Source organism: Actinoplanes sp. KI2 (assembly GCF_025630775.1).
Taxonomy (GTDB): domain Bacteria; phylum Actinomycetota; class Actinomycetes; order Mycobacteriales; family Micromonosporaceae; genus Actinoplanes.
Genome location: NZ_JAOSZE010000033.1, coordinates 16,702 through 42,563, shown reverse-complemented (window position 1 = coordinate 42,563; position 25,862 = coordinate 16,702). Strand labels below are relative to the sequence as shown.

The following is a 25,862-nucleotide window of genomic DNA, read 5'->3' as shown; positions in this document are numbered from 1 at the left end:
TGGCCCAGCCTGGTTCCTAGGCGAACGGCTCGACCGCTCGGCCCGCGGCCAGCAGACCTTCCCGGACTCGACCGGCCAGTTCCACCGCGCCGGGCGTGTCGCCGTGCACGCAGATCGAGGCGACCTCGCAGGGGACCACCTCGCCCGCCGTCGTCTCCACCACGCCGTCGACGGCCATTCGCACCGCCCGGGCCACGACCGCATCCGGGTCGTGGACGAGGGCACCCTCGGCCGAGCGCGGCACCAGCGTGCCGTTCGCCCGATAGCCCCGATCGGCGAAGCCCTCGCCGACCACGGTCAGCCCCTGGTCGGCACCCAGCCGCGCCAGCACCGACCCGGGCTGGCACAACACGGGCAACCCGGGGTCGTAGGAGCGCACCGCCGCGACCACCGCCGACGCCTGCCCCTCCTCGACCGCCGCGGTGTTGTAGAGCGCGCCGTGCGGCTTCACGTACCGCACCCGCTCGCCGGCGATCCGACAGAACGCCTCCAACGCTCCAATTTGGTACAAAACATCGTCGCGCAACTCGTCGAGGTTGTAGTCGATCCGCCGCCGCCCGAAGCCCGCCAGATCGCGATAGCCGACCTGCGCACCGACCGCGACGCCGCGCTCCACCGCCACCCGGCAGATCCGACGCATGGTCGCCGGGTCGCCGGCGTGGAAGCCGCACGCCACGTTTGCCGAGGTCACGATCCCGAGAAGGGCCTCGTCGTCGCCGAGGGTCCATCGGCCGAAGCCCTCGCCGAGGTCCGCGTTCAGGTCAATCGATCGCACGGAACCGCACCGTAGTCCCCGGTCGCGCCTGCGCGAGCGGCGCCACGTCCTCGACCACGCCGATCACCGGGTAGCCGCCGGTCGTCGGGTGATCGGCCAGGAAGATCAGCGGCTGCCCATCGGCCGGGACCTGCACCGCCCCGAGCACCACTCCTTCGGAGGGCAACTCGCCGACCCGGGTGCGGGTCAAGGAGGTGCCGGCCAGCCGGCATCCGACGCGGTTGCTCAGAGGCGAGACCGTGTACGCCTCGGCGAACAGTCCCGCCGCCTCGAACCAGTCGTCCCGCGGCCCGAGCCGGACGCCCAACTCCAGTTCCGAAGCCGTCGCGCCGCCCGGGAGCCCAGGGCCGCCGGAAGACGCGGGGGACGCGGGGGACGCGGGGGACGCGGGGGACGCGGGGGACGCGGGGGACGCGGGGGACGCGGGGGACGCGGGGGACGCGGCGCCGATCGGGAGGGTCATGCCGTCCGCGAGCTTGGGCGGGCCGAGGCCCGACAGTGTGTCGGTCGACCGGCTGCCCAGCACCGGTTCGACGTCGATGCCGCCGGCCACCGCCAGGTACGACCGGACGCCCCGGAGCGCCCGGCCGATGTCCAGCACCGCGCCGGCCGGCACCTCGAAGGCCGCCGCCACCGAAACCGGCTGTTTGTCGACCCGCACGAGCGCCTCGGCGCCGACGACCGCCACCCGGGCGGTCACCTCGAATCGAAGCGCGCACCCCAGCAGCGTCGTCTCCAACCCGGCGGCCTCCGCGGCGTTGCCGACCAGCTCGTTCGCTCGCCGGAGCGCGGCCTGGTCGAGAGCGCCCGATCGGGGGACTCCGAGATGGGCGTAGCCGGGGCGACCCCGGTCCTGAATTGTCGTGAGCGGCCCGGGCCGAGTCACCGTGATCATGCCGCCACCAGTCGGACCCGCGTCCCGGGCGGCAGGAAGGCGGGCGGATCCTCGCGTACGTTGAAAAGGTTTTGGGTGGTTTGTCCTACCAGCCGCCAGCCGCCCGGCGAGGCCGCCGGATAGATCCCCACATAGGATCCGGCGAGGCCGACGGCGCCGGCCGGAACGCGAGGCCGCGGAGCGGCGAGCCGGGGGACCGCCCACTCCTCAGGGAGGCCGCGCATATAAGCGAAACCCGGGGCGAAGCCGCAAAACGCCACGGTCAGCGGCGTGGCGGTCAATCGCTCTACCGCAACAAGCGACGAAACGCCCCATCGGGCAGCAACGTCCGCGAGATCTTCCCCGTCGAAAGTGGTGCGAATCTCGACCAACGGGCCGTCCATCGCCGAAACGGCGGGTGGGGCGGGCGATTCGGTCAGTAGCTCGGCCGCCGCCGGCCCGACGCCATCGAGCAGGATCGTCGTCGCACCCGGCACGATATCGACAAACCGCAGCTCACCGGCCTCCCGCCGACGCCACAGCTCGGCCCGCCAGGCGGCGACCTCGTCGCCGTCGCGGCACTCGATCAGCAGCGCGGAACGCCCGACGGGCCTTACTCTCATGACCAACATCTTGCCGGACGCACCTAGGTGAGCGGCCTCACTACTGGTCAGTAACTTACGGTGCCGTAACCTAGGAGTCGTGACGACCACCGCCCCGCTCCGGATGAAGCCGGCCGACCTCGGCAAACCACGCCTGCGCGGCCGCCTGCACCAGTACGCGTTCTTCGTCGCCCTCGTCTGCGGCATCGTGCTCAGCTCCATCGCACTCAGCCGACCCGGCGTCGCCCCCTTTCTGAGCTGCCTCATCTACAGCACCACCGTGTGCGGCCTGTTCGGGATCAGCGCGCTCTACCACCGCCGGGTGTGGAGCGAACGCGGCTATCAGATCATGCGCCGGATGGATCACTCGATGATCTTCATCTTCATCGCCGGCACCTACACGCCGTTCTGCGTGGAACTGCTCTCGCCCGGCAAGGCGACGCTGATGCTGAGCCTGATCTGGGGCGGAGCGATCGGCGGCGTGGCGCTGAAGGTGGTGTGGCCACATCTGCCGCGCTGGGCCGGCGCACCGCTGTACGTGGCGCTCGGCTGGGCCGCCATCGCGATCCTCCCCGACGTGCTGCACCGCGGCGGCGTGGCCTGCCTGGTGCTGTTGACCGTGGGCGGCCTGATCTACACGGTCGGCGCGGTCTTCTACGCCCTGCGGCGGCCGAATCCGTGGCCGAGCGTCTTCGGGCACCACGAGTTCTTCCACGCCTGCACGTTGGTGGCGGCGATCTGCCACCACATAGCCGTGTATTTCGCGCTTTACGCCGTGGCCGCGTCGTAGGCCGTGCGGGCCGCCTGCACGTCGTCGATGTGCGACTCGGCCCACTTCTCCAAGCCCTCGACCAGCCCATAAAGGCTGCGGCCGAGCTCGGTGAGCGCATAGTCGACGCGGGGCGGCACGACCGGATGCACGGTGCGCGTGATCAGCCCGTCCCGTTCGAGCCCGCGCAGCGTCTGGGTGAGCATTTTCGGGCTCACCCCCTCGATCCGCTTCGCGAGCTCGGTGTATCGATGCGTGCCCTCGGCGAGCATCACCACGACCAGCACGCTCCACGTGTCGCCGATCCGGTCGAGGATCTGCCGGCTGGGGCAGTTCGAGGCGTAGGCACTAACCCTCATCTGCTAACTATCCCTCAGGTAAGTACTGCACTTCAAGGTGCCCACTATCTATCGGGAAGCGAGTCTTGAGCAGCATCGTTGTCTCTCCTCGACGGGCTTTCGCTCACTAGGGAGAAGATCATGACCATCGTTGTCACCGGCGCCACCGGACACCTCGGCCGCCTCGCCATCGAGTCCCTGCTCGCGAAGGGTGTACCGGCGAGCGAGATCGTCGGGCTCGGCCGCCAGGTCGACAAGATCGCCGACCTGGGGATCACCACGAAGCAGGTCTCGTACGACGACGTCGACGCGCTCACCGCCGCGTTCACCGGCGCCGACAAGGTGCTGTTCATCTCCGGCAGCGAGGTCGGGCAGCGCATCCAGCAGCACACCAACGTCGTCGAGGCGGCCAAGAAGGCGGGCGTCGGGCTGGTCGTCTACACCAGCGCGCCGAAGGCCGACACCACCGACATGCAGCTGGCCGCCGAGCACCTGGCCACCGAGCGGCTGCTGGCCGACTCCGGCCTGCCCCACGTGATCCTGCGCAACAGCTGGTACACCGAGAACTACAACGTCCCGCAGGCGATCGAGCACGGCCTGTTCGGGGCGGCCCGCGACGGCCGGATCGCCGGTGCACCGCGGGTCGACTACGCCGAGGCCGCGGCGGCCGTCCTGGTGGGCGAGGGGCACGCCGGCAAGGTGTACGAGCTGGGCGGCGAGTCGTTCACCCTCGCCGAGCTGGCCGCCGAGATCTCCCGCCAGTCCGGCAAGCCGGTCACCTACACCGACCTGCCCGAGGACAAGTACGTCGACCTGCTGGTCGGCGTAGGCGTGCCGCGGGCCGTGGCCGAGGTGCTCGCCGACTCGGACCGGGCCGCCTCGCGGGGCGCGCTCGACGTGCCGCGCACCGATCTGGAGGCGCTGATCGGCCGCCCGGCGACCCCGCTCGCGGATGCGGTGCGGGCTCAGCTCGCCTGACCGTCCAGCTTCGCCTCACCGCGAACCCGACCGAGAAGACGCGACGCCGACCAGCACCCAGGGGGATAGGTTGCCGGTCGGCGTCGCGGGTTCGGTAGGGAAGATCAGTAGCCCGGAGGCGGGGGCGGCGGCGCGTCCTCGCGCCGGGTCTCGCGGTACTCGGCCGCGTACCTCGGGTCGGCGACCGGCGTCTGCGTCTGCCGGGTCACCACCGTGCGGCGGCGGCTGTTCCAGTACCAGAGCGTGATGATCAGGCCGACGAGCCCGCAGGCCATCAGGATCCAGCCGATGATGTTGATGTCGATCCCGCTGATCTGGGCGTTGACGGCGAATGCCAGGATCGCCCCCACCGCCAGCAGGAAGATGCTTCCGCCGATGCCCATCGCCGGGCCTCCTTGGTCCTAACCGGGGTCAATGCGTCGAGGGTGGAGTTACCCAGGCGTCCCGATCCTCAATCAGGCAAGCTGTTCCCATGACCGATCGGACGCTCGTCATCCTGCGCCACTCCAAGGCCGAGACCCCCGGCGAAGGACCCGACTTCGACCGCCGGCTGACCGCCCGGGGTGAGACCGACGCGGACGCGGCCGGCGCCTGGCTCGCCGACGAGCGCATCCGGCCCGACCTGGTGCTGTGTTCGCCGGCCACGCGGACCAGGCAGACCTGGCAGGGGGTGTCGATCGCCTTGACGCAGGCTCATCCGGGTCCGGTCTCGCCGGAGGTCCGCTACGAGAAGGGCCTGTATTCGGGCGGCCGCACGGAAGTCTTCGATCTCTTGCGTACGGTGCCGGACACGGTACGCACGGTGCTGCTGGTCGGGCACAACCCGACCGTCTCCGAGGTGTCCATCATGCTCATTCCGGACGATCAGTGGGACGGCCGGGAGGTCGAGTTGCCGACCTCGGGACTGGCCGTGCACCGGACCGATGCGGGGTGGTCGGAGACGTCGCCCGGGTCGATGCGCCTGATCGAGAGGCACACCGCCCGGGGCTGACCTGCGCAAATGACGCGAGGGCCGGCGGACGCCCTTGTCCGCCGGCCCTCGGCCGCTCTGGTTCCGGAAAGATCAGAACAAATCTTCGGAGATGTCCATGATGTCCAGAGTGGTGTTCTCGATGATGCGACGGTCGGAGCCCACGCGCGGCAGCACCTCACGGGAGAAGAACCGCGCGGCGGCGACCTTGCCCTCGTAGAAGTTCTTGTCCGCCGCGGAGACCTCGCCGTTCAGCGCCTTGAGCGCGACCTCGGCCTGGCGGAGCAGCAGCCACGCGAGCACCACGTCGCCGAGCGCGAGCAGGATGCGGCGCGAGGTGAGGCCCACCTTGTACAGCTCGCGGGTCTCGCCACCCTGGGCCGCGGCCAGCCAGCCCATCGTCACGCCCAGGATCTGCTGGAGCTCGCCGAGCGCCTTGCCGAGCGCGAGCCGCTCCTCCTTGAGCTGACCGTTGCCGGCCTCGCTCTCGATGAAGCCCTGCATCTCGGTGGCGAGCGTGGCGAGCGACCGGCCCTGGTCCTTCACGATCTTGCGGAAGATCAGGTCGAGGCTCTGGATCGCGGTGGTGCCCTCGTACAGGGTGTCGATCTTCGCGTCCCGGACGTACTGCTCGAGCGGGTAGTCCTGCAGGAAGCCGGAGCCGCCGAAGGTCTGCAGCGACTCGTGGCCGAGCAGCTCGTACGCCCGCTCGGAGCCGACGCCCTTCACCAGCGGGAGCAGCAGGTCGTTCACCTTGGCAGCCGCCTTGGCCGCCTTCTCGTCGCCGGCCGCCTGCGCGATGGCGACCTTGTCCTGCCAGGTCGCGGTGTAGATGACCAGCGCGCGCAGGGCCTCGGCGTACGACTTCTGCAGCATCAGCGAGCGGCGTACGTCCGGGTGGTTGGTGATCGTGACCCGCGGCGCGGCCTTGTCGTCGTTCTGCACCAGGTCGGCGCCCTGGACGCGGTTCTTGGCGTACTCGAGCGCGTTGAGGTACCCGGTGGACAGGGTCGCGATCGCCTTGGTGCCGACCATCATCCGCGCGTACTCGATGATCATGAACATCTGCCGGATGCCCTGGTGCACGTCGCCGAGCAGCCAGCCCTTGGCCGGGGTGCCGTGCTCGCCGAAGGTCATCTCGCAGGTGTTGGAGACCTTGATGCCCATCTTGTGCTCGACGTTGGTGGCGTAGACGCCGTTGCGCTCGCCGAGCTCGCCGGTCTGCGGGTCGAAGTGGTACTTGGGCACGATGAACAGCGACAGGCCCTTGGTGCCCGGGCCGCCGACGCCCTCGACGCCGACCGGGCGGGCCAGCACGTAGTGGATGATGTTGTCGGTCATGTCGTGCTCGCCCGAGGTGATGAACCGCTTCACACCCTCGATGTGCCACGAGCCGTCCGGCTGCGGGATCGCCCGGGTGCGGCCGGCGCCGACGTCCGAGCCCGCGTCCGGCTCGGTGAGCACCATGGTCGAGCCCCACTGCTTCTCGACGAAGAGCTTGGCCCACTCCTTCTGCTCCGGGGTGCCCTCGGTGTGCACGACGTGCGCGAAGGACGGACCGGACGAGTACATCCAGATCGGGGCGTTCGCGCCCAGGATCTGCTCGGCGAGCGCCCACCACATGGCCCGCGGCGCCAGCGTGCCGCCGAGGTCGGAGGGCAGGTCGAGACGCCAGAACTCGGCGGCCATCCAGTTGGCGAACGACTTCTTGAACGACTCCGGCAGCGGCGCGGTGTGCGTGGCCGGGTCGAAGACCGGCGGATTGCGGTCGGCGTCGGCGTAGCTCGCCGCCAGATCCTCGGTCGCGAGGCGGTTGACCTCGGTGAGTACGTCGCGCGCGGTGTCCGCGTCGATCTCCTCGTACGGCGCCTGGCCGAACGCACGATCAGCCTCGAAGACCTCGAACAGATTGAACTGGAGGTCCCGAAGGTTGCTCTTGTAGTGAGTCATGGAGCTGGCCCCGCTTCCGAACGACGCGAGTGACACGCGAGTTACCCGTCAGTAACCACCACTGTATTACCGATCGGTAGCGCCCGACAAGCCGCAAGCGGTTTTGAGATCAACCACCCATTCGGCACATCAAGGCTCACCGATCGGCTGGTCGGCGGGATAACCGTTCAGTCAATATCCGTCGACGCCGGAGCGGTCGACGTATCGAGCTGTCTTGTGGGTCGTTGCTTGGTTAGAGACTTCGCCGAAGCCGCAAGGGGCCGCCATGTTCGCCACGATCAAGAGCCTGATTCCCGAGCCTCGCCAGGCGACCCAGCCACATCACTACGTCGGACGGCACCGCCGAACTGAACCGGTTCCGGTACCACCTGCCGCACCCGTCTCGCCCGCCCCGGTCGTCGCGCCGGGCTCGGTGGTCGCGCCGGGCTCGGGGGTCACGGAGCCCGCCGGGAAGGCCGTCGTTTAGCTGCCGGCGGCGCCGACCTCCCAGCTCGGAATCGGGACGGTCGGCCCGTCGCCGGCGCCCGCGTACTCGAGCAGCACCAGCGCGATGTCGTCCTCGAGACGGCCGTGCACCCAATCGATCAGAGCAGTCTCCAGCGACGCCAGGCCGTCGCCCACTGTCCCGTGGCCGAGCAGCCGCCACGCCCGGTCGGCGGTCGGGAAGAACTCGCCGTCCCGCCGCGCCTCGCCCAGCCCGTCGGTGAACAGCAGCAGCCGGTCGCCCGGCTCCAACCGCTCCACCCGCGTCTTGACCTCCGGCATGAAGCCCAGGGGTGGCGCGGGCGCGGCGGGCTCCAGGGGAATGACCTCGCCCCGGCGCAGCAGCAGCGGCGCCGGGTGTCCACAGTTGACGATCGTGAGCGTGCCGCCGCGCTCCTCGACCAGCGCGGCGGTCACGAAGTCCTCGTCCCCGACGCTGCGGGCCACGGCCCGGTCCAGGTCGGCGGCGACCGCCTTCAGATCCGCCCGCTCGTACGCGACGTGACGGTACGACCCCAGCACGATGCTCGCCAGGCGGACCGCGTCCAGCCCCTTGCCGCGCACGTCGCCGATGATGATCCGCACCCCGTACGGCGTGTCCAGCGCCTCGTACAGGTCGCCGCCGATGTCCGCGGCCGCGGTCGCCGAGATGTACCGGCCGGCCACCGCGAGCGAGCCCACCTGCGGGCCGATCGGGCGCAGCACCGCCTGCTGGGCCACCGCCGCGAGCCGCTGCAGCTGGGCGATCCGGTCGGCCTGCCGCTGGCGGATCGTGGCCACGGTCGCGGCGATGCCGGTCGACAGGACGATGCCGACGATGTTGACCAGGCCGGACATGCCCTGCGACGGGTCCGCCGCAACGAAGACCGACCCGGTGATCGCGGCGATCGCGCCGACGACCAGCACCGTCTGCCAGAAGGCGAAGACCGCGGCCAGGAACGGGACGGCCGCGAGCAGGCCGACGAAGTGGGCTTGCCGACCGTCCGCGAGCTCCACCGCGGACACGACTGCGAGCAGCACGAGGGCCGCGCCGAGGCCGGCGCGGGATGCTGGGCTCAACGGGCGACGGCCCGGTGGGAGAGTCGGCATGGTTACGCGGAACAGCATGCCCGATCAGGGCGAGTCACTGCATCAACTTGACCCCTAGTCTGACTCGGTTCTAACCACCTGTTTCTTCGGGCTCGGTCGGAAGGGCCGGTCATGGTGACAGGATGTCCGCGTGTCAGACGATCTTCGTGATCTTCTCCGCGCCCGATTCGAGTGGACGGACCCCGCCGACGGCAGCGGCTATCTGGTCAGCAACCGCTCCGGCTGGTGGCGCGACCCGCGGATCCTGGCCGGTCTCGGCGAGGCGCTCGGCGACCTCTTCCGGGACGCCGAGCCGACCGTGGTGGTCTCGCCGGAGGTGACCGGCTTCCTGGTCGGCCCGCTGGTGGCGCGGGCGCTCGGTGCCGGCTTCGTCGAGGCCTATCGAGCCGGCGCCCGCCGTCCGATCGCGGAGCCGATGACCTGGGCAACGGTCCTCAGTGATCACCGAGGAGATCAACAGCATTTGGGTGTACGCGACGGGCTGGTCCGTCCGGCCGACCGCGTCCTGGTGGTGGACGACTGGGCGGCCACGGGCGCGCAGGCTCGAGCGGTCCGCAGTCTGTTTCCTCATTCGTACGTGGGCACCGCCGTGATCGTCGACGAGTGCCCGCCCGCGGTGAGCAAAGAGCTCGGCATCCGCGGGCTGTTGACCGGTCAGGACTTGATGTAGCTCTTCAACGCCCCGACCGTCGGCGCCCAGCCCCGGGCCTCGTACTCGGCGAAACCGTGCACCACGTACGGGTCCCGAGTCAGCACCTCACGGGCGGCCGCCTCGTCGGGCACGTCGAGCAGCACCATGCCGCCGACCGGCGGGTCCTGCCGACCGGCCGCGACCAGCGTGCCCTGCGCGAACAGACCCTCCAAAAAGGCCAGATGCTCGTCGCGGACCTTGGCGATGTCGTCGAGCGGGACGAGATAAGTCGAGATCATCAGGTACATGGTGACGTTCCTCCTCGGCGGCGGCTCGCCCACGATCGTACGATCCGAACTGTGGACGACTTCGGGCGCTACGGAATCTGGATCTCCCGCAAGCACTGGCCGGATGACGCCGGCACGACCGCCTCGGCCGCCCAGGAGCTGGAGTCGCTCGGCTTCGGCGCGGTCTGGATCGGCGGCAGCCCGCCGGACGATCTGTCGCTGGCCGAGTCACTGCTCGCGGCCACCTCGACGCTGAAGGTCGGCACCAGCATCGTCGACATCTGGCGCAGCGACGGCGCCCGGCTCGCGGCCAGCCACGCCCGGCTCCGGGGGCAATTCCCCGGGCGGTTCTACCTGGGCGTCGGCTCCGGTCACGCGCCCAGCGCCGAGGCGATGGGCGAGCTGTACATCAAGCCGCTCACCCGGCTGCGGGACTTCCTCACCGACAAGCTGCACGACGTACCCCCGCAGGAGCGCCTGATCGCCGCCCTCGGCCCGAACACCCTGGCCGCGGCTCGCGACCTGACGGCCGGCGCTCTCCCGTACCTGATGCCGCCCGCACACACGGCGCAGGCCCGCGAGATCCTCGGCCCCGACCGACTGCTCATCCCGGAGCAGAAGGTCTACCTCGGCGCCGACCGAGAGCAGGCGCACCAGGTGGCCCGCCGGATGGCCCGCAGCTATCTGGCCCTGCCGAACTACACGAAGGCGCTGAGCCGCTTCGGCCTGGACTCCTCGGATCTGACCGGGGAGGGCAGCGAACGCTTCCTCGACCAGGCGGTGATCTGGGGCTCGGACGACGACATCCGGGCCGGCCTCGACGCCCACCTGGACGCCGGCGCCGATCAGGTAGCCGTGCAGGTCCTTCCGCTCGACCCCACCGACCACCTCCCGCGCGAGGAGTGGCGTCGCCTGGCCGCCATCCTCATGGGGAAGCCTGCCTAGCCAGGTTTCACCCCCAGGACGTACGCCCGGGGCTGTTTCTCCCCCTCCTCGGCGGCCCGCACGAGCCGCACACGCTCCTCGAAGCCGGCCCCGGTCAACAGGTCGACCGCGAGGCCGGGCGGAAACCAGTACACGGCGAGGTCGATGTCGTGCCCGTGGCCGCCGCGGATGGCTGCGCCGGGCCAACTCGACCATCCCGGGTGAGAGGTCGATGCCACTCACCGACCGGCGGAGCTGGGCCAGGTGACCGGTGATGCGCCCCGGCCCGCCACCACGTCATAAGCAATACGGATTTTGTCCGAATAGGTCGCCGCTGCTGGATCTTGGATCGCCGTCATGCGGTAAGCGTTCCAGCGGGCCTACCGGGTGCGCCACCGGCTTCTGCGAGCCTGTGGATAAGTATTTTCGGGCGGCGCTAGCCGGTCGGCCAGACCCGGAAGTTGTGCGCCGAGCGGGACGGCGTCGGGCCACGTTGCCCCTGGTAGCGCGAGCCGTAGACGGCCGAGCCGTACGGGTGCTCGGCCGGGCTGGAGAGCCGGAAGATGCACAGCTGCCCAATTTTCATGCCCGGCCAGAGCTTGATCGGCAGGTTGGCCACGTTGGACAGCTCGAGCGTCACGTGCCCCGAAAAGCCCGGGTCGATGAAGCCGGCCGTCGAGTGCGTCAGCAACCCCAGCCGACCGAGGCTGCTCTTACCCTCCAGGCGTCCCGCCAGCTGGTCGCCCAGGGTGATCACCTCGAGCGTCGAGGCGAGCACGAACTCGCCGGGGTGCAGCACGAACGCCTCACCGTCGGCGACCTCGACCTGAGCGGTCAGGTCGTCCTGCTGCTCGGCGGGGTCGATGTGGGTGTACAGATGGTTGTTGAACACCCGGAAGAACCGGTCCAGCCGCACGTCGATGCTGGATGGTTGCATGAGCGCAGGGTCGAACGGCTCCAGGGCGAGATCGCCCGACTTGATCTCGCTGACGAGGTCGCGGTCGGAGAGCAGCATCGCAACACCATACCGAGCTGCACTTTCGAGGCGTTTCCCTGGGCGCGTCGTACAAATGTTCGATAGAATCACCGCATGGCTTCCTGGTCCGATTTCGCCGCCGCTGACCCATCGCTCGCCGCCGCCATCCGCGCGCTCCTCGAGCAGTACGGTCCCGGCATGGCCTACCTGGCCACCATCCGCCCCGACGGCGGCCCCCGGGTCCACCCGGTCTCCCCGGTCATCACCGACCAGGGCCTCTACTGCTTCATCGTCGCCTCGCCGAAACGCGGCGACCTGGCCCGCGACGGCCGCTTCGCGCTCCACTCCTACCCACCGGAGGAGAGCGACGACGAGGCCTACCTGACCGGTCGAGCCGTCCGCGTCCACGACCCCATCGCCATAGCGACCCTCTCCGAGGCATGGCGAGCCTCCCCCGCCGTCGACTGGCACCTCTACGAGCTCCAGATCGACACCGCCACCCTCCGCCGCCACGGCCCCGGCGGCGCCCTCCCCCTGGCCGCCACCCCGCCGGCCCACCCCATGTCCCGCACCTGGCGTGCCCGCTTATCCCGTCCCCTGGCCATCGCGAGTTGAGGCGAGCCACTCCCGCCACCCGCCGCACGAATCAGGTACAGTGAGGCCCGCCGCGGGTGTAGTTCAATGGCAGAACATCAGCTTCCCAAGCTGACAGTGCGGGTTCGATTCCCGTCACCCGCTCGGAGCCGGGAGCCCCTGTCCGCAAACTGCGCGGACCTGGGGCTCCTCGCATGTCTGCCTGGGGGCCGAGCCCCCAGACCCCCACGGTGCGGCGGCCGCTCACTGCGAGCCGGAGCCAGCCGTGAGCCGTCGGGAGCCCCTGTCCGCAAACTGCGCGGACCAGGGGACTCCTCGCATACCTGCCTGGGGCCGAGCCCCCAGACCCCCACGGTGCGGCGGCCGCCCACTGCGAGCCGGAGCCAGCCGTGAGCCGTCGGGAGCCCCTGTCCGCAAACTGCGCGGACCAGGGGACTCCTCGCATACCTGCCTGGGGCCGAGCCCCCAGACCCCCGCGGTGCGGCGGCCGCTCACTGCGAGCCGGAGCCAGCCGTGAGTCGGGCAACGCGCCGCTTCCTGTCAGCCGCTCCACGTGTCGGAGCCCTGGTCAGGAAATACGGCCCGCCAGGGCATCGGTGATCTCCGAGAGCTGATACGTCCTGCCAGGGCTTGCGCGGTCTAGTCGACTAAGCCGGCTCGCGTGCCATTAGGTTGCTGAGCGGCTTCGCTACCTTTCTTCGCGGGTCAATGCCAGTAGCGTTCGTCGACCTGGCGCGCCAGCAGCACCGGGCTGTCCAGCTGGACGGAGAGGTTCACGGCGTCGTTGACCGCGGCCTCGATGCCCGGGTCGGCCTCCTCGTTGCGGAACCTCTGCTCGGCGGTCTGCGGCACGATGAGCCGCCAGGACTGATTCCTGGCCGACGGATAGGCGGCGGGCCATATCCGCAGCAGCGTGCCGCCGGCAGCTACCACGGCACGCTTCTCCAGGGTGTACAGCTGCGTGTGACCCATCGGGACGGCGATGTCTGGGTCTCGGCGCACTTCGACACCGAGCATGGTGCAGGTGAAGCCCCAGTTCGTGGCGTAGATCAGCGATGTCTCGTCATGGGTCACGTCGAACGCGGGGAGGCCGTCCGCGAATGGCCCGTCGTACGCATACGTCGTCAGGTACGGAGGGGTGAAGGACTCGGCGTCCGGGGACGTCCACGCCGTGCTGTCGGTGATCTGGCCGAGGTCAAACGTCACCAATTCATGATCGCATCGGCGTGGTGCCGCACCGACCCGATGCGGCAGGCGGGAGCGGCTCGCGCACTACCTGAACAGTTTGCTCGGTCGTGGCGCCTAATTCCCGATGGTGAGGAAGACGTTGTCGATTTCGCCGGCGTACTGGTCGTTGCCTCGGGCCGGGCCCTTGCCGCCCACGCGTAACGGCTCGACATTGGCGATCGACAGGCTGGGCGGCACGTGCACCCACGCGCACTCGAACCCGTCCACCGACAGCGTCAGCCCGCCGGCCGTTCGCGTGCACGTCAGGTCGTGCCAGGTTCCGTCCGCCACGTCGATCCACGGCTCGGCTCGGTAGATGCCGCCGGTGCGGCCCGTGATGACGCAGCTCGGATGGCCCAACCGGTGGTCGACCTGCAGCTTGAACTGGCTGCCGCCGCCGACCGAATAGCCCTTCTGCACCACGTTCGCGCCGTCGGACAGGTCCGCGGGAGTCATCAGCACGGACGCCCCGTACTGCAAAGGTCGTGTTCCTGGGTTGAGGCTGTCGTCGCGGCTGCCTTCGAGAATCGCTCGGGGGCATTCGCTCTGCCGCGGCAGCGTGCAGCGGTCGGGGTAGGCAACGGCCAAACCAAGACCTTTCCCTTGCGGTACGAGTCGGAGCACGCCGCCGTTCTGCCCGAGCGGCAGCAGCTCGTGCCCGCCGGCCAGGTCGGTGATCGGTCGGTTCACCCCACCGTCGAATGTGTAGCGCAGGCTGACCGGTGCGGCGGCAACACCGACGTTCCGGGGCAGGTGGGGAGCGCGCCGGCCGGGGAGGCTGGGCAGCACGCCAGCTGTTGGGGGCGGGTTCAGCAGGGCGTCCGCCGTCAGCGGGCGGTAGACGACGGCGAGCCCGGCGACGAGAAGCGACACTCCCGCCCAGGCGAAACGACCAAACATGCGGTAATTGTCCAGATCATCGGGTCAAAACCGAAGCAACTACCCGCCTCGCAGCCAAATGCATCATGAACCACCCTAAGGTGGCATAACTCCGCCGCCACGATAGCGACCAAGATTGTCAACAATTCTCGAAAGACGGCAATGTGCAGCAGAAACCGGCGTCCTGACTCATGAATCTTGTCGGCGCGATTGTTGACAATCTGCGCGCGACCCCTAGGCTCTACGTGGTGACAACCCGCCGGGATTCGGGAGGCTTGGGCATGAGGACGGTCGTGGTAACCGATCCGCCGCGGGCGGATATCGACGACGCCGAAACCCTGGGCGGGTACGGCGTGGCCACCGTGCACGAGGCCGTCGGCCGGGTCGGCTATCTCGGCCCCGAGTTCCGCCCCGCCTGGGCCGGCGCGAGGGTCGGCGGCACCGCGGTCACCGTGCTCTGCTGGCCCGGCGACAACCTGATGATCCATGTCGCGGTCGAGCAGTGCCGGCCCGGCGACGTGCTGGTCGTCGCGACCAACTCGCCCTCCACCGACGGGCTGTTCGGCGAGCTGTTCGCCGGCGCGCTGCAGCATCGGGGCGTGCGCGGCGCGGTGCTGGCCAGCGGCGTACGGGATGTGGCCGATCTTCGGGAAATGCGCTTTCCGGTCTGGGCCCGCGCGATCAGCGCGCAGGGCTCGGTGAAGGCGACCGCCGGCGCCGTCAACGTGCCGATCGTGCTCGGCGGCCAGACGATCCACCCGGGCGACGTGATCGTCGCCGACGACGACGGCGTCACCGTGGTGCCGCGGCTCGACGTGCCGCACGCGCTGGGCGCCGCGAAGGCCCGCCTCGACAAGGAGGCCGCGACCCGCGCCGCGTTCGCCGAGGGCGAGCTCGGCCTGGACCGGTACGGTCTGCGCGACAAGCTGCCCGGTCTCGGCATCGATTACATCTCCTATGCGGAGTACGCAAAAGGTGACTGACTACGACAGCACCGGCGTCCGATGCATGATGCTGCGCGGCGGCACGTCCCGCGGCCTCTACTTCGAACCCGGCGATCTGCCGGCCGACCCGGCCGAGCGCGACGACCTGCTGCTGCGCCTGATGGGCACCCCCGACCCGCGGCAGATCGACGGCCTCGGCGGCTCCACCTCGCTGACCAGCAAGGTCGCCGTGGTCAGCCGCGCGGCGCACGACACGGCCGACATCGACTACCTGTTCCTGCAGCTCGGCGTCGACCAGCCGACGGTCAGCACCCAGCAGAACTGCGGCAACATCCTGGCCGGCGTCGGGCCGTTCGCGGTTGAGCGCGGGCTGGTCCCGGCCGGCCCGGACGAGACGAGCGTACGCATCCGGATGGTCAACTCGGACAGCGTCGCGGTCGCCACCTTCGCCACGCCCGGCGGCCGGGTCGAGTACCGCGGCGACACCGTGATCTCCGGCGTGCCCGGCGGCGCGGCCCCGGTGGTGCTCGCGTTCGCCGGCACCGAGGGCTCGGCCACCGGCAGCCTGCTGCCCACCGGCCAGGTCCGCGACCAGATCGACGGCATCGAGGTGACCTGCGTCGACAACGGCATGCCGGTGGTGCTCGCGACGGCCGAGTCGTTCGGCCTGACCGGGTACGAGACGCACGAGCGCCTCGCCGCCGACCAGCCGCTGCTCGGCCAGATCGACGAGTTCCGGCGCAAGGCGGGCCAGCTGATGGGCCTGGGCGACCCGGACGGCACCTCGGTGCCGAAGACCGTGCTGCTCGCCCCGCCCCGGGACGGCGGCCGGGTCAGCACCCGCTCGTTCATCCCGGTGCAGCCGCACACCTCGATCGGCGTGCTGGCCGCGATCAGCGTGGTCACCGGCATGCTGCTGCCCGGCGCGGTCGGCCACGAGCTGACCCGCGGCTGGCCGGCCGACCGGTCCCGGGTCGACGTCGAGCACCCCACCGGCCACCTGCTGGTCGACGTGATCGTCGACGGCGACACCGATCCGCCCCGCGTCGTGCGGTCGGGCGTCGTGCGTACCGCTCGCAAGCTCTTCGACGGCATTGCCTTCCCGCGCGCGTAAAGAGGAGAGACCGTGCCACCCCTGCACCAGATCGCGCACCTAGCGCACATCGAGCTCCGCACGCCGGTCCTCGACGAGAGCGTCGCGTTCTTCACCCGATACCTCGGTATGACCCAGAACGGCGAGTCCGGCGACTCGGTCTTCCTGCGCGCCTGGGACGACTACGAGAACATCACCGTCAAATTGACCGCGCATGCCACCTCGGGAGTCGGCCGCACGTTCCTGCGCGCCGCGAGCCCGGAGGCGCTGGAGTCCCGGGTCAAGGAGATCGAGGCGACCGGCCGCGGCATCGGCTGGCAGGACGGCGATCCCGGTTACGGCCCGACCTACGTCTTCACCGATCCGGACGGCCACGAGTTGGGCCTCTACTACGAGAGCGAGTGGTTCCGCGCGACCGGCGAGCTGCGACCGGCGCTGAAGAATCAGGCCCAGGCGTACCCGGCCCGCGGGGTCAGCGTCCGCCGGCTCGACCACGTCAACTACCTGGGCGTCGACGTCGAGGCCAACCGCGACTATCTGCGGGACACCCTCGGCGCGCTGGTCACCGAGCAGATCGTGCTCGACGACGGCAGCATCGCCGGCAGTTGGACGACGTTCACCAACAAGGGCTACGACGCCGTCTACACCCGGGACCGCACGGGCACGAACGGGCGCCTGCACCACATCGCGTTCGCCACCGACACCCGCGAGGACATCCTCAAGGCCGCCGACATCGCCCTCGAACAGGGCATCTTCATCGAGACCGGGCCGCACAAACATGCCATTCAGCAAACCTTCTTCCTGTACGTGTACGAGCCCGGCGGCAACCGCATCGAGCTCTGCAACGCCGGTGCGCGCCTGGTGATCGCCCCCGACTGGCAGCCGGTGAACTGGACCGAGGCCGAGCGGGCGAAGGGCCAGGCGTGGGGTCTGAAGACCATCGACTCGTTCCACACCCACGGCACCCCACCGGTGGAGGCGTCCAAGTGATCATCGACTGTCACGGTCACTACACCACCGTTCCCGCCGCGCACACGTCCTGGCGCAGGGATCAGTTGTCCGCTTGGGAGGAGGGCGCGCCCGCTCCACAGTATCCCGACATTTCGGACGACGACCTTCGCGAGTCGATCGAGGGCAGCCAGCTTCGGCTGATGCGCGAGCGCGGCATCGACCTGACGATCTTCTCCCCGCGCGCCTCGGCGATGGCTCACCACGAGGGCGACGAGGACGTGAGCCGGCGGTGGGCCGAGGCCTGCAACGACCTGATCTACCGGGTCACGCAGCTCTACCCGGACACCTTCGCGGGCGTATGCCAGCTGCCGCAGTCGCCGGGCGTGCCGATCGCCAACTCGATCGCCGAGCTGCGCCGTTGCGTCGAGGAGCTGGGCTTCGTCGGCTGCAACCTCAACCCCGACCCGAGCGGCGGCCACTGGACCTCGGCGCCGCTGACCGACCGCGGCTGGTATCCGTTCTACGAGGCGATGATCGAGCTGGACGTGCCGGCCATGGTGCACGTGTCCGCGGTGACCAACCCCAACTTCCACGCCACCGGCTCGGCCTACCTGAACGCCGACACCACCGCATTCATGCAGTTCCTCCAGGCCGACCTGTTCCGCGACCTCCCCGAGCTGCGCCTCGTCATCCCGCACGGCGGCGGCGCGGTGCCGTACCACTGGGGTCGTTTCCGCGGCCTGGCCGACATGCTGAAACGGCCGCCGCTCGCGGAGAGCGTCATGCGCAACGTCTTCTTCGACACCTGCGTCTACCACCAGCCCGGCATCGACCTGCTGTTCGAGGTGATCGACATCGACAATCTGCTGTTCGGCTCGGAGATGGTCGGTGCCGTGCGCGGCGTCGACCCGGAGACCGGCCACTACTTCGACGACACCCGCCGGTATGTCGAGGCGTTGGATCTTGCGGCAGACGATCGGGAGAGGGTTTTCGAACGCAACGCCCGCCGCGTCTATCCGCGCCTGGAACAGCTGATCAAAGTCTGAGGAGAGCCGGACCTTGCCTGCCGACGACATGAAAGCCCAGGCCGCTAGGGATGCTCTGCGCGATGCGATCCTGGGCGGCGAGTACCTGCCCGGCGAACGGCTGGTCGAGGCGCAGCTGTGCGAGCGCTTCGGGATCAGCCGGTTCACCGTGCGGGCCGCCCTGCAGGATCTCGCGGCCGACGGCCTGGTCAAGGTCGAGCGGAACAAAGGCGCGCACGTCCGCAAGGTCACCCTCGAGGAGGCCGTCGAGATCACCGAGGTACGCATGGTGCTCGAGGGCCTGGTCGCCGCCCGCGCCGCGGCCCGGGTCACCGACGCGCAGGCCAGCGAGCTCGACGAGATCGGCCTGCTGATGCGGCGCGCGGTCAGCGCCGGCGAGTTCCGCCGCTACGGCGACCTCAACCAGCGCCTGCACGGGCTGATCCGGGCCATCGCCGGGCACAGCACGGCGGACGGCATCATCGAGACGCTGCGCGGCCAGCTGGTCCGGCACCAGTTCATGATCTCGCTGCACCCCGGCCGCCCGGTGATCTCGCTTCCCCAGCACGAGCGGATCATCGAGGCGATCCGGGAGCGGGACCCCAAGGCCGCGGAGTCCGCGATGCGCGAGCACATCGCGAGCGTGATCGAGGCGCTCCGCGACATCGACGCCACGGAGTTGCGATGATCATCGCGGTCCTGGGTCTCGGCGAGGCCGGCGGGCTCATCTCGGCCGGCCTGGTGGAGGCGGGCGCGCAGGTGCGGGGCTACGACCCGCGGGTCGACCCGCCGCCGGGGGTGCGGCGCTGCGGCAGCGATGCCGAGGCCTGCGCGGGCGCCGCGCTGGTGTTGAGCGTCAACAGCGCCGCCGACGCACCGGATGCCCTGGCCGAGGGGCTGCCCGGGTGCGCGCCCGGCACGCTCTGGGCCGACCTCAACACGGCTTCCCCGGGCGAGAAGGTGGCGCTGGAAAAGGCCGCCGCCGGCCGCGTACGCGTCGTCGATGTCGCCCTGATGTCCCCGGTCCCGGGTCGTGGCCTGGGCACCCCGATGACCGCGAGCGGGCCGGCGGCCGGTGACTACGCCGCGGCGATGCGCCCGCTCGGCGCCCGGGTCGAGGTGCTCGACGGCCCGGTCGGCTCGGCGGCCACGCACAAGCTTCTCCGCAGCGTGTTCTACAAGGGACTGGCGGCGGCGGTGCTGGAGGCGACCGCCGCGGCCCGGGCCGCCGGCCTGTCCGACTGGCTGCGCGGCAACATCACCGAGGAGCTCGTCCGGGCGGACGCGGACACCCTCCAGCGCCTGCTCAGCGGCTCGAAGACGCACGCCGTACGCCGCATCCACGAGATGGAGGCCGCCGGGCGCCTGCTCGACGAGCTCGGCGTGCCGGCCCGGGTCACCCGCGCGAGCCGGGACTGGCTGGCCGACCTGGCCGACGGCGCCGAACCTTAGGGCACGACCGAGAAGGCTCTGCCAAGCAGCGTTGTCACGATTGTTAACAATCTGCTCGGGGTCACAGGGGCGCGCCATCAGGTACTTTGCAACAGCTCGGGTACGGCTGGGCAAAATCGTTGACAATCTTGTAACCCACGCTCTAGCGTTCCTGGCAGTGGTACGGGACACACCCGCGCCAGGAATGCCGCAGAACTTCACTTGTCGGTGGCGGACGGGACATTGGCCTACGAATGGTAGATCCATCGTCCTCGACATAAGTACCAATCAATTCCGACCAGTGGAAATATCCGGTCCCGCTTCGATGACGTAGAGGTTGCTGAGAACGATGCTGAGAACACGGCTCATCGCACTGCTGACCGTCACTGCCTTGGCGGCGAGCACGGCCGCCTGCGGTGGCTCGGACGACTCCTCGAAGGACAACTCCTCGTCGGGCAAGCCCGACGCGGTCAAGGTCGGCGTCATCCCGATCGTCGACGTGGCCCCGATCTACCTCGGCAAGGCCAAGGGCTTCTTCCAGAAGCAGAACATCGACCTCACCATGGAACTGGCGCAGGGCGGCGCGGCGATCGTGCCGGCCGTGGTCAGCGGGCAGTACCAGTTCGGCTTCAGCAACGTGGTCTCGCTGCTCCTCGGCGCGTCCAAGAACGTACCGATCAAAGTGGTCGCCAACGGCAACAATGCCACGGCCGACCCCACCAAGGACTTCAGCGCCCTCCTCGTCAAGGACCCGGCGATCACCCGCCCGAAGGATCTCGAGGGCAAGACCGTTGCCGCCAACACGCTGAAGAACATCGTGGCCACCTCGGTGAACGAGCTCGTCCGCAAGGACGGCGGCGACCCGTCGAAGGTCAAGTACGCCGAGGTCGCCTTCCCGGACCAGGCGGCCGCGCTCGACGGTGGCCGGGTCCAGGCGATCTTCCTGGTCGAGCCGTTCGTGTCCTCGGTGAAGTCGAAGGGCTGGAAGCAGCTCGGCTCGTTCGCCGCGGTCAGCCCGAACATGATGATCGCGGACTACTTCACCTCGGCGCAGTTGCTGGGCGAGAAGCCCGACCTGGCCAAGCGCTTCACCGCGGCGCTGAAGGAGTCGTTGGCGTACGCCGACGCGCACCCCGACGAGGTGCGGCAGATCGTCACCACCTACACAACGATCAAGGCCGACGCGGCCGCCGCCATTACCCTGCCGAAGTACAACCCGGAGATCGACAAGGCCTCGGTGGATCTCATGAACAACCTGATGGTCAAGGACGGCCTGCTCACCGCCCCGGTCGACACGTCGAAGCTGCTGCAGTGACAACTTCGCAAGGCGCTCGGCGCAGGGTCGGAGACTCTCCGGCCCTGCTCGGGCTGATCGGACTCGTGTGCTTCGGCGCGCTGCTGGAGATCCTCCCGCGGGCGGGCGTGCTGCCCGCCGAGTACTTCCCGCCCACCAGCCGGATCATCGGCGCGCTGATCGACGAGCTCGGGCGGGCCGGGTTCTGGCGCGCGGTCGCCGGCACGGTGACGACCTGGCTGATCGGGCTGTCGATCGCGGTGGTGGCCGGCGTCGCGCTGGGCATCATCATCGGCTCGATCCCGGCGCTGCGGCTCGCCACCGCGTCCACCATCGAGTTCCTCCGGCCGATCCCCTCGGTGGCTCTGCTACCGCTGGCGATCGTGCTGTTCAGCGCGCCGGTCCGGTCGATCCTGCTGCTGGTGGTGTACGCGTCGTTCTGGCAGGTGCTGATCCAGGTGCTGCACGGGGTGGCCGACGTCGACCCGGTCGCCCGGGAGACCGCCGCGTCCTACCGGCTCGGCCGCTGGCAGCAGGCACGCCACCTGGTCTGGCCGACCACCCTGCCGTACGCGATGACCGGGATCCGCCTCGCCGCGGCGGTCGCCCTGGTCCTCACCATCACCGGTGAGCTGCTGATCGGCGGCACCAAGGGCATCGGCGAGGAGATCAACGTGGCGCAGAGCAGCATCGCGGTGCCATCGATGTACGCCCTGATCGTCGTCGCCGGGCTGATCGGCCTGCTCGCCAACCTGGCGACCCGCCGCGCCGAGCGGATCGTGCTCGCCTGGCACCCCTCGGTCCGACGGGAGCTTCCGCTATGAGCCGCGTCCTCGGCCGATTCGCCCTGATCGTCGGCCTACCGGTGATCCTGCTGGTCACCTGGTGGTTCGCATCCGCCGGCAGCACCAGCTTCTACCAGCCGCCGCTGGAGACGATCGTCAAGGTCTTCCCGAGCACGTGGACGGCGGCCCGGTTCAGGTCCGACGTGCTGCCCAGCCTGATCCGGCTGTTCATCGGCTACGGCATCGCGCTGCTCGTCGGCATCGGGGTCGGCGTGCTGATCGGCGCCAACCGCCGGCTGCGCTCGCTGCTCGAGCCGATCCTCGAGTTCCTGCGGGCGATCCCGCCGCCGGTGCTCGTGCCGATCCTCATTCTCATCGCCGGCATCGGCAACCCGACCAAGGTGCTGGTCATCGTGGTCGGCGGCGTGTGGCCGGTCCTGCTGAACACGGTGGAGGGTGTGCGCGGCGTCGACGAGGTGCTCGCCGACACCTGCCGCAGCTACAAGATCAAAGGCTGGCTGCGGATGCGCACCTTCATCCTGCGTGCGGCCAGCCCGCAGATCGTCGTCGGCGCCCGTCAGGCGCTGTCCATCTGCATCATCATGATGGTCATCGGCGAGTTGCTCGGTGCCTCCGACGGCCTGGGCTACACCGTCGTCGAGTTCCAGCGTGGCTTCCAGATCCCGGAGATGTGGAGCGGCGTGTTCGTGCTCGGTCTGCTCGGCGTGCTGCTCTCGCTGGCGTTCACGCTGGTCGAGCGGCGAGTCTTGAACTGGTACCACGGAGCGCGCGCCGCCGAGCGCAGCGGTCGTTAGGAGGAAGCTGTGCTGGAGATCCAGTCCCTGCGCAAGACCTATGGCGGTCAGGGCCGCGTGGTCGAGGCGCTCGGCGACATCACGCTGACGGTGGACGACGGGCAGTTCGTCTGTGTCGTCGGACCGTCCGGCTGCGGCAAGACCACGCTGCTGCGCTGCCTCGGTGGCCTGCTCGAGCCGACCTCGGGCGAGGTGAAGGTGAGCGGCCGGCTGGTCACCGGGCCACCCGACGGGCTGGCGATCGTCTTCCAGGAGTACGGGCGCAGCCTGTTCCCGTGGCTGCGGGTCGCCGAGAACATCGAGCTGCCGCTGAAGTCCAAGGGCCTCGGCAAGGCGGAGCGGCGACAGCTTGTCGACGATTCGCTGCAGGCGGTGGGCCTGGCCGACGCCGGCAAGGCGTACCCGTGGCAGCTCTCCGGCGGCATGCAGCAGCGGGTCGCGATCGCCCGGGCCATCGCGTTCCAGCCCAAGGTCATGCTGATGGACGAGCCGTTCGCGGCGGTCGACGCGCAGACCAGGGCCGACCTGGAGGACCTGGTCCGTACGGTGTGGAGGCGGTTCGGCATGACCATGCTGTTCGTCACGCACGACATCGACGAGGCGGTCTACCTCGGCGAGCGCGTCGTCGTGCTCTCCTCCTCGCCGACCCGCGTGCTGGAAAATCTGGACATCGACCTGCCGAGCGAGCGCGACCAGCTCAAGACGCGCTCGGACGCCCGGTTCGTCGAGCTCCGCTCGCACGTCTACGCGCGGATCCAGGAGGCGAAGGGCGCCGGTGCCCTGCGTGAGACCGCTTCTTAGGACGCCGCTCGGGCCGGCGCCAATCCGTGCGCCGGCTCGCCGACCACCGCGTGGATGACGTCGTCCAGCGTGATCACGCCCAGCGGCCGCCGGCCGTCGCTGACCAGCACGATGTGCAGGCGGTCGCGGCGCATGGTGAGCAGCAGGTCGGCGAGGGTGCGCTCCGGCGGGACCACGGCCAGCGGCCGGACGATCTCGGCGGGAATGGGCAGGCGACGCTGCCCCGCGGCGTACCCGAGGATGTCTTTGACGTGCACGAAGCCCAGCACCCGCCGGGTCTCCCGCTGCACCACCGGGAACCGCGAGCGGCCGGTGCGGGTGGAGATGGCCTCGATCGTCGCCGGTGATACGTCGTCGGCCACCGTGGTCACTCCCGACCAGGGGCGCAGCGTGTCGGCGGCGGTTCGGTCGTTGAGCCCGAGCGCGGCGTGGATCCGGGCGTACTGCTCCGAGCCGAGCAGACCCTCGCTGCGCGCCTGGGTGACCATGCCGGCCAACTCCTCGGCGGTGAAGACGGTCTTGACCGCGTCGGTCGCCTCGATCTTCCACAGCCTGAGCACCGTGCGCGACGCCCAGCGCATCGCGTTGAGGATCGGCTTGGTGCCGTTGCAGAAGGCCAGCATGAACGGGCCGAGGATCAGCGCGGTGCGCTCCGGCCCGGCCAGCGTGATGTTCTTCGGCACCATCTCGCCGATGACCGTGTGCAGGAAGACCACGATCACCAGGGCCAGCACGAACGCCACCGGGTGCCGCGCGTCCTCGGGCACGCCCAGCGCCTCGAACGGGCCCTCCAGCACGTGCGCGAGGGCCGGCTCGGCGAGCGCGCCGAGACCGAGCGAGCAGATCGTGATGCCGAGCTGAGCACCGGCGATCATCAGCGGGATCTGGTTCATCGCCGAGAGCGCCCAGCGGGCCCGCTTAGAGGTGGCGGCCAGCGGTTCGATGGCGGTCCGCCGGGAGGCGATCACCGCGAACTCGCCGCCGACGAACAGGCCGTTGCCGATCAGCAGCAGGATCGTGACGAGGACCTTAGTCATCGGCGGGCTCCGGCGCGACCACCCGGACCTGCTCGATCCGGTGCCGGTCGACCTCCATCACGGTGAACTCCCAGCCGTTCTCCTCGAGCGACTCGCCCACCACCGGGATGTGGCCGAGCCGGGCCAGCAGAAAACCGGCCAGCGTCTCGTACGGCCCCTCGGGCAGCACGAACCCGGTCTGCTCCATCAGCTCGTCCTCGCGCAGCAGCCCGTCGACCAGGAACGTCTTGTCCCCGCCCGGCGCGGTCAGCTCCTGGGTGCCGGCCTCGTCCATGTCCGTGTCGTACTCGTCGGTGATCTCGCCGACCAGCTCCTCGATCAGGTCCTCGACCGTCACCACGCCGTCGGTGCCGCCGTACTCGTCCACGACGATCGCCAGGTCGGCGTGCTCCGCCCGCAGCGCCGCGAGCACCTTGTCGAGGCCGAGGCTCTCCGGCACGTACACCGGCTCCTTGGCGATGGTCGCGACGCGAGTCGCCGCACGGCGCTCGAGCGGCACCCCGAGCGCGTCCGGCACGCCGGCCACGCCGGTGACCACGTCGATGGTGTTCTCGTAGATCGGGAAGCGGGTGTGCCCGGTCTCCCGGGCGATCGCGATCAGATCGGCGACGCTCGCGGTCGAGGTCAGCCCGACCACGTCGACTCGCGGGGTCATCGCCTTGGCCGCCCGCTTCTCGCCGAAGCGGATCGTGCGCCGCATCAGCGTCGCGGTCTCGGTGGGCAGCGCGCCGGCCCGGGCGCTGATCGCGGCGAGCAGGCCCAGCTCCTCCGGGGACCTTGCGCTGGCCAGCTCCTCCTGCGGCTCGATGCCGATCCGGCGGACGAGCCAGTTGGCCGATCCGTTCAGCGCCGCGATCAGCCATTTGAAGAGCCGGGAGAAGGTACGCAGGGGGGCCGCCGTCATCAGTGCGACCCGCATCGGCCGGGCCAGCGCCGCGTTCTTGGGCACCAGCTCGCCGAAGAGCATGGAGAGCAGGGTGGCGACGATCAGCGCCAGCGCGTGCGTGATGCCGTCGGTCGCGTCCCCCGCGATCGGCTCGACCAGCGGGGTGAACAGCTTGGAGAGCGCCGGCTCGGCCAGGTAACCGGTCAGCACCGTGGCCAGCGTGATGCCGAGCTGGGTGCCGGAGAGCTGGAACGACAGGTTGTGCAGGACCCGCTGCACCGTCCGGGCCCGGCGGTCCCCCTCGCTCGCGCGCCGGCCGATCTCGGCCCGGTCGACCGTGACGAGCCCGAACTCGGCCGCCACGAAGAACGCGTTTGCCGCCGTGAGCAGCGCGAACGCCGCCAACGGGAGCACCGCGGTCAGGAGCACGCCGTCCATGATCGGTTCCACCTCG

General features: G+C 69.8%; 30 protein-coding genes and 1 tRNA gene. 17 read left to right on the top strand and 14 right to left on the bottom strand.

What is annotated here, in order from left to right; translation table 11 throughout:
- Positions 1-16: 16 nt before the first annotated feature.
- From ODJ79_RS31335 to ODJ79_RS31325, 3 genes are read right to left on the bottom strand one after another with little or no spacing between them, the layout of a single operon-like run.
- Positions 17-766: a LamB/YcsF family protein gene (locus ODJ79_RS31335; RefSeq protein ID WP_263027299.1), complete on the bottom strand. Its 750-nt coding sequence runs from the start codon at positions 764-766 to the stop codon at positions 17-19.
- Positions 762-1,670, bottom strand: a complete 909-nt coding sequence (locus ODJ79_RS31330; protein WP_263027228.1) for a biotin-dependent carboxyltransferase family protein — start codon at positions 1,668-1,670, stop codon at positions 762-764. Before ODJ79_RS31330 ends, ODJ79_RS31335 begins: the two co-directional genes overlap by 5 nt.
- Positions 1,667-2,272 (bottom strand): 5-oxoprolinase subunit B family protein, encoded by a 606-nt coding sequence (locus ODJ79_RS31325; RefSeq protein ID WP_263027227.1) that lies wholly within the window; start codon positions 2,270-2,272, stop codon positions 1,667-1,669. The genes ODJ79_RS31330 and ODJ79_RS31325 overlap by 4 nt, the downstream gene beginning before the upstream one ends.
- A 79-nt stretch (positions 2,273-2,351) precedes the next feature.
- On the opposite strand from ODJ79_RS31325, the gene trhA reads away from it, so the two are divergent.
- On the top strand, positions 2,352-3,041 hold the full coding sequence (trhA, locus tag ODJ79_RS31320; protein WP_263027226.1) for a PAQR family membrane homeostasis protein TrhA: 690 nt from the start codon (positions 2,352-2,354) through the stop codon (positions 3,039-3,041).
- Here trhA and ODJ79_RS31315 read toward each other — a convergent pair.
- Positions 3,020-3,379 carry a winged helix-turn-helix transcriptional regulator gene (locus ODJ79_RS31315; protein ID WP_263027225.1) on the bottom strand — a complete coding sequence of 120 codons (360 nt, stop codon included), beginning with the start codon at positions 3,377-3,379 and terminating at the stop codon, positions 3,020-3,022. The genes trhA and ODJ79_RS31315 overlap by 22 nt on opposite strands.
- Positions 3,380-3,499: 120 nt before the next feature.
- On the opposite strand from ODJ79_RS31315, the gene ODJ79_RS31310 reads away from it, so the two are divergent.
- Positions 3,500-4,336, top strand: coding sequence for an SDR family oxidoreductase (locus ODJ79_RS31310; RefSeq protein ID WP_263027224.1), 837 nt, complete (start codon positions 3,500-3,502; stop codon positions 4,334-4,336).
- Between the two features lie 104 nt (positions 4,337-4,440).
- Here ODJ79_RS31310 and ODJ79_RS31305 read toward each other — a convergent pair whose 3' ends face one another.
- Positions 4,441-4,719 (bottom strand): DUF6458 family protein, encoded by a 279-nt coding sequence (locus tag ODJ79_RS31305; RefSeq protein ID WP_263027223.1) that lies wholly within the window; start codon positions 4,717-4,719, stop codon positions 4,441-4,443.
- An 89-nt stretch (positions 4,720-4,808) separates the two neighbouring features.
- On the opposite strand from ODJ79_RS31305, the gene ODJ79_RS31300 reads away from it, so the two are divergent.
- Positions 4,809-5,327, top strand: a complete 519-nt coding sequence (locus ODJ79_RS31300; RefSeq protein ID WP_263027222.1) for a SixA phosphatase family protein — start codon at positions 4,809-4,811, stop codon at positions 5,325-5,327.
- Positions 5,328-5,399: 72 nt separating this feature from the next.
- Here the strand turns inward: ODJ79_RS31300 and ODJ79_RS31295 are convergent, their stop codons facing one another.
- Both ODJ79_RS31295 and ODJ79_RS31290 read right to left on the bottom strand, forming a co-directional pair.
- Entirely contained in the window at positions 5,400-7,256 is a 1,857-nt protein-coding gene (locus ODJ79_RS31295; RefSeq protein ID WP_263027221.1) for an acyl-CoA dehydrogenase, read from the bottom strand.
- A 462-nt stretch (positions 7,257-7,718) separates the two neighbouring features.
- Entirely contained in the window at positions 7,719-8,846 is a 1,128-nt protein-coding gene (locus tag ODJ79_RS31290; RefSeq protein ID WP_263027220.1) for a PP2C family protein-serine/threonine phosphatase, read from the bottom strand.
- 112 nt (positions 8,847-8,958) lie between these two features.
- On the opposite strand from ODJ79_RS31290, the gene ODJ79_RS31285 reads away from it, so the two are divergent.
- Positions 8,959-9,498, top strand: coding sequence for a phosphoribosyltransferase (locus ODJ79_RS31285; RefSeq protein WP_263027219.1), 540 nt, complete (start codon positions 8,959-8,961; stop codon positions 9,496-9,498).
- On the opposite strand, the gene ODJ79_RS31280 is transcribed toward ODJ79_RS31285, so the two are convergent.
- Positions 9,483-9,758 carry a YciI family protein gene (locus ODJ79_RS31280; RefSeq protein WP_263027218.1) on the bottom strand — a complete coding sequence of 92 codons (276 nt, stop codon included), beginning with the start codon at positions 9,756-9,758 and terminating at the stop codon, positions 9,483-9,485. The genes ODJ79_RS31285 and ODJ79_RS31280 overlap by 16 nt on opposite strands.
- A gap of 60 nt (positions 9,759-9,818) precedes the next feature.
- On the opposite strand from ODJ79_RS31280, the gene ODJ79_RS31275 reads away from it, so the two are divergent.
- A complete protein-coding gene (locus ODJ79_RS31275) occupies positions 9,819-10,691 on the top strand; it encodes a TIGR03620 family F420-dependent LLM class oxidoreductase (RefSeq protein WP_263027217.1) in 873 nt (290 codons plus the stop codon).
- On the opposite strand, the gene ODJ79_RS31270 is transcribed toward ODJ79_RS31275, so the two are convergent.
- The gene (locus tag ODJ79_RS31270) at positions 10,688-10,909 is read right to left on the bottom strand and encodes a hypothetical protein (protein ID WP_263027216.1); all 222 of its coding nucleotides are present in this window, start codon (positions 10,907-10,909) and stop codon (positions 10,688-10,690) included. The two genes, ODJ79_RS31275 and ODJ79_RS31270, sit on opposite strands and share 4 nt — an antisense overlap.
- A 197-nt stretch (positions 10,910-11,106) precedes the next feature.
- A complete protein-coding gene (gene dcd / locus ODJ79_RS31265) occupies positions 11,107-11,685 on the bottom strand; it encodes a dCTP deaminase (protein WP_263027215.1) in 579 nt (192 codons plus the stop codon).
- Positions 11,686-11,760: 75 nt separating this feature from the next.
- Here dcd and ODJ79_RS31260 point away from each other — a divergent pair, with 75 nt between their 5' ends.
- The gene (locus ODJ79_RS31260) at positions 11,761-12,261 is read left to right on the top strand and encodes a pyridoxamine 5'-phosphate oxidase family protein (protein WP_263027214.1); all 501 of its coding nucleotides are present in this window, start codon (positions 11,761-11,763) and stop codon (positions 12,259-12,261) included.
- A 52-nt stretch (positions 12,262-12,313) separates the two neighbouring features.
- A tRNA-Gly gene (locus ODJ79_RS31255) sits at positions 12,314-12,384 on the top strand.
- A 561-nt stretch (positions 12,385-12,945) separates the two neighbouring features.
- Here ODJ79_RS31255 and ODJ79_RS31250 read toward each other — a convergent pair.
- Together ODJ79_RS31250 and ODJ79_RS31245 are read right to left on the bottom strand one after the other, a co-directional pair.
- Positions 12,946-13,446, bottom strand: coding sequence for a hypothetical protein (locus ODJ79_RS31250; RefSeq protein WP_263027213.1), 501 nt, complete (start codon positions 13,444-13,446; stop codon positions 12,946-12,948).
- Positions 13,447-13,542: 96 nt separating this feature from the next.
- Positions 13,543-14,367 (bottom strand): LamG domain-containing protein, encoded by an 825-nt coding sequence (locus ODJ79_RS31245; protein ID WP_263027212.1) that lies wholly within the window; start codon positions 14,365-14,367, stop codon positions 13,543-13,545.
- A gap of 260 nt (positions 14,368-14,627) precedes the next feature.
- Here ODJ79_RS31245 and ODJ79_RS31240 point away from each other — a divergent pair, with 260 nt between their 5' ends.
- The 10 genes from ODJ79_RS31240 (at position 14,628) to ODJ79_RS31195 (ending at position 23,485) form a co-directional block, all read left to right on the top strand.
- On the top strand, positions 14,628-15,329 hold the full coding sequence (locus tag ODJ79_RS31240; RefSeq protein ID WP_263027211.1) for a 4-carboxy-4-hydroxy-2-oxoadipate aldolase/oxaloacetate decarboxylase: 702 nt from the start codon (positions 14,628-14,630) through the stop codon (positions 15,327-15,329).
- Positions 15,322-16,404 carry a 4-oxalomesaconate tautomerase gene (locus ODJ79_RS31235; RefSeq protein WP_263027210.1) on the top strand — a complete coding sequence of 361 codons (1,083 nt, stop codon included), beginning with the start codon at positions 15,322-15,324 and terminating at the stop codon, positions 16,402-16,404. The genes ODJ79_RS31240 and ODJ79_RS31235 overlap by 8 nt, the downstream gene beginning before the upstream one ends.
- 12 nt (positions 16,405-16,416) lie before the next feature.
- Positions 16,417-17,373 carry a VOC family protein gene (locus ODJ79_RS31230; RefSeq protein WP_263027209.1) on the top strand — a complete coding sequence of 319 codons (957 nt, stop codon included), beginning with the start codon at positions 16,417-16,419 and terminating at the stop codon, positions 17,371-17,373.
- Positions 17,370-18,380: an amidohydrolase family protein gene (locus ODJ79_RS31225; RefSeq protein WP_263027208.1), complete on the top strand. Its 1,011-nt coding sequence runs from the start codon at positions 17,370-17,372 to the stop codon at positions 18,378-18,380. Before ODJ79_RS31230 ends, ODJ79_RS31225 begins: the two co-directional genes overlap by 4 nt.
- 13 nt (positions 18,381-18,393) lie before the next feature.
- The gene (locus ODJ79_RS31220; protein WP_263027207.1) at positions 18,394-19,047 is read left to right on the top strand and encodes a GntR family transcriptional regulator; all 654 of its coding nucleotides are present in this window, start codon (positions 18,394-18,396) and stop codon (positions 19,045-19,047) included.
- Positions 19,044-19,811, top strand: coding sequence for an NAD(P)-dependent oxidoreductase (locus ODJ79_RS31215; protein WP_263027206.1), 768 nt, complete (start codon positions 19,044-19,046; stop codon positions 19,809-19,811). Before ODJ79_RS31220 ends, ODJ79_RS31215 begins: the two co-directional genes overlap by 4 nt.
- Positions 19,812-20,139: 328 nt before the next feature.
- Positions 20,140-21,105 carry an ABC transporter substrate-binding protein gene (locus tag ODJ79_RS31210; protein ID WP_263027205.1) on the top strand — a complete coding sequence of 322 codons (966 nt, stop codon included), beginning with the start codon at positions 20,140-20,142 and terminating at the stop codon, positions 21,103-21,105.
- Entirely contained in the window at positions 21,102-21,908 is an 807-nt protein-coding gene (locus ODJ79_RS31205) for an ABC transporter permease (protein WP_263027204.1), read from the top strand. The genes ODJ79_RS31210 and ODJ79_RS31205 overlap by 4 nt, the downstream gene beginning before the upstream one ends.
- The gene (locus tag ODJ79_RS31200) at positions 21,905-22,684 is read left to right on the top strand and encodes an ABC transporter permease (protein ID WP_263027203.1); all 780 of its coding nucleotides are present in this window, start codon (positions 21,905-21,907) and stop codon (positions 22,682-22,684) included. Before ODJ79_RS31205 ends, ODJ79_RS31200 begins: the two co-directional genes overlap by 4 nt.
- Positions 22,685-22,693: 9 nt before the next feature.
- The gene (locus ODJ79_RS31195; protein WP_263027202.1) at positions 22,694-23,485 is read left to right on the top strand and encodes an ABC transporter ATP-binding protein; all 792 of its coding nucleotides are present in this window, start codon (positions 22,694-22,696) and stop codon (positions 23,483-23,485) included.
- Here the strand turns inward: ODJ79_RS31195 and ODJ79_RS31190 are convergent.
- Both ODJ79_RS31190 and ODJ79_RS31185 read right to left on the bottom strand, forming a co-directional pair.
- On the bottom strand, positions 23,482-24,522 hold the full coding sequence (locus ODJ79_RS31190; protein ID WP_263027201.1) for a hemolysin family protein: 1,041 nt from the start codon (positions 24,520-24,522) through the stop codon (positions 23,482-23,484). The genes ODJ79_RS31195 and ODJ79_RS31190 overlap by 4 nt on opposite strands.
- Positions 24,515-25,846 carry a hemolysin family protein gene (locus ODJ79_RS31185; RefSeq protein ID WP_263027200.1) on the bottom strand — a complete coding sequence of 444 codons (1,332 nt, stop codon included), beginning with the start codon at positions 25,844-25,846 and terminating at the stop codon, positions 24,515-24,517. The genes ODJ79_RS31190 and ODJ79_RS31185 overlap by 8 nt, the downstream gene beginning before the upstream one ends.
- Positions 25,847-25,862 lie beyond the last annotated feature (16 nt).

Bases quoted from the DNA above. Each gene is read 5' to 3' on its own strand.
- ODJ79_RS31300 (WP_263027222.1), top strand. From the start codon at position 4,809: ATGACCGATCGGACGCTCGTCATCCTGCGCCACTCCAAGGCCGAGACC.
- ODJ79_RS31295 (WP_263027221.1), bottom strand. From the start codon at position 7,256: ATGACTCACTACAAGAGCAACCTTCGGGACCTCCAGTTCAATCTGTTC.
- ODJ79_RS31280 (WP_263027218.1), bottom strand. From the start codon at position 9,758: ATGATCTCGACTTATCTCGTCCCGCTCGACGACATCGCCAAGGTCCGC.
- ODJ79_RS31315 (WP_263027225.1), bottom strand. From the start codon at position 3,379: ATGAGGGTTAGTGCCTACGCCTCGAACTGCCCCAGCCGGCAGATCCTC.
- ODJ79_RS31200 (WP_263027203.1), top strand. From the start codon at position 21,905: ATGAGCCGCGTCCTCGGCCGATTCGCCCTGATCGTCGGCCTACCGGTG.
- ODJ79_RS31190 (WP_263027201.1), bottom strand. From the start codon at position 24,522: ATGACTAAGGTCCTCGTCACGATCCTGCTGCTGATCGGCAACGGCCTG.
- ODJ79_RS31210 (WP_263027205.1), top strand. From the start codon at position 20,140: ATGCTGAGAACACGGCTCATCGCACTGCTGACCGTCACTGCCTTGGCG.
- ODJ79_RS31240 (WP_263027211.1), top strand. From the start codon at position 14,628: ATGAGGACGGTCGTGGTAACCGATCCGCCGCGGGCGGATATCGACGAC.
- ODJ79_RS31290 (WP_263027220.1), bottom strand. From the start codon at position 8,846: ATGCTGTTCCGCGTAACCATGCCGACTCTCCCACCGGGCCGTCGCCCG.
- dcd (WP_263027215.1), bottom strand. From the start codon at position 11,685: ATGCTGCTCTCCGACCGCGACCTCGTCAGCGAGATCAAGTCGGGCGAT.
- ODJ79_RS31185 (WP_263027200.1), bottom strand. From the start codon at position 25,846: ATGGACGGCGTGCTCCTGACCGCGGTGCTCCCGTTGGCGGCGTTCGCG.
- ODJ79_RS31305 (WP_263027223.1), bottom strand. From the start codon at position 4,719: ATGGGCATCGGCGGAAGCATCTTCCTGCTGGCGGTGGGGGCGATCCTG.
- ODJ79_RS31260 (WP_263027214.1), top strand. From the start codon at position 11,761: ATGGCTTCCTGGTCCGATTTCGCCGCCGCTGACCCATCGCTCGCCGCC.
- ODJ79_RS31215 (WP_263027206.1), top strand. From the start codon at position 19,044: ATGATCATCGCGGTCCTGGGTCTCGGCGAGGCCGGCGGGCTCATCTCG.
- ODJ79_RS31330 (WP_263027228.1), bottom strand. From the start codon at position 1,670: ATGATCACGGTGACTCGGCCCGGGCCGCTCACGACAATTCAGGACCGG.
- ODJ79_RS31245 (WP_263027212.1), bottom strand. From the start codon at position 14,367: ATGTTTGGTCGTTTCGCCTGGGCGGGAGTGTCGCTTCTCGTCGCCGGG.
- ODJ79_RS31310 (WP_263027224.1), top strand. From the start codon at position 3,500: ATGACCATCGTTGTCACCGGCGCCACCGGACACCTCGGCCGCCTCGCC.
- ODJ79_RS31325 (WP_263027227.1), bottom strand. From the start codon at position 2,272: ATGAGAGTAAGGCCCGTCGGGCGTTCCGCGCTGCTGATCGAGTGCCGC.